This is a genomic window from Streptomyces sp. UNOC14_S4 (assembly GCF_020740835.1).
GTDB lineage: Bacteria > Actinomycetota > Actinomycetes > Streptomycetales > Streptomycetaceae > Streptomyces.
Map to the genome: position 1 here is coordinate 1 of NZ_JAINFC010001005.1, position 829 is coordinate 829.

Below are 829 nucleotides of genomic sequence, written 5' to 3' on the forward strand. Positions count from 1 at the left end.
TCCGCGGGCCGGTGGGGGCTGGTCGCGCCCACGCGGCGGAGCCGCACAGTGAATGCAGCCCCGCGCCCCTGACGGGGCACCCCGGAAGGCGCCCCCCCCCGGAGGGTCAGGCGCGGGCGATCGTCTCGTGGTGGCGGATCACCTCCGCGATGATGAAGTTGAGGAACTTCTCCGCGAAGGCGGGGTCGAGCTTGGCGTTCGTGGCGAGCTCGCGCAGTCGCGCGATCTGGCGGGCCTCGCGCGCGGGGTCGGCGGGCGGCAGCTTGTGGGCGGCCTTGAGGTGGCCGACCTGCTGGGTGCATTTGAAGCGCTCGGCGAGCATGTGGACGATGGCGGCGTCGATGTTGTCGATGCTGTCGCGCAGTCGTCCCAGCTCGGCGCTGACGGATTCGTCGTGGGTGCTGTCACTCATGCTCCCCGAGCCTATGCGGAAGTGCGTGGTCCGATGACCGGCGGGTGCTTCGGATCGGGTACGCGGTCGCTCCAGCCGCCGGGGACGGCGCGGCTCTGGTGCTGGCGGAAGCGGACGGGTGCGGTGCCGACGCGCCGGGTGAAGAGGCGGCTGAAGTAGGCGGGGTCGTCGTAGCCGACGCGGCGGGCGACGGCGGCTATGGGGAGTTCGGTGGCGGCGAGGAGTTCCTTGGCGCGTCCGAGGCGGATGTGCAGGAGGTAGTCCTTGGGGCTGCAGCCCGCGCGGCGGCGGACGGCGGTGCGGAGTTCGGCGGGGGTCATGCCGTGGCGGGCGGCGTGCTGGGCGACGGAGAGGGGCAGGCAGGCGTCGCGGGCGAGGGCGGCGAGGACGGGGTCGGTGTCCGGTCCGGTGTCGGCG

2 protein-coding genes are annotated in these 829 nt (G+C 73.5%); both read right to left on the reverse strand.

Going from position 1 to position 829, the window contains the following annotated elements:
• Positions 1 to 106 precede the first annotated feature (106 nt).
• Positions 107 to 412, reverse strand: a complete 306-nt coding sequence (locus K6I34_RS37595) for a chorismate mutase (RefSeq protein ID WP_121797752.1) — start codon at positions 410 to 412, stop codon at positions 107 to 109.
• Positions 413 to 423: 11 nt separating this feature from the next.
• Positions 424 to 829: helix-turn-helix transcriptional regulator (locus K6I34_RS37600; RefSeq protein WP_229332491.1), on the reverse strand; the 406-nt coding region annotated here is incomplete at its 5' end.

Bases quoted from the DNA above. Each gene is read 5' to 3' on its own strand.
- K6I34_RS37595 (WP_121797752.1), bottom strand. From the start codon at position 412: ATGAGTGACAGCACCCACGACGAATCCGTCAGCGCCGAGCTGGGACGA.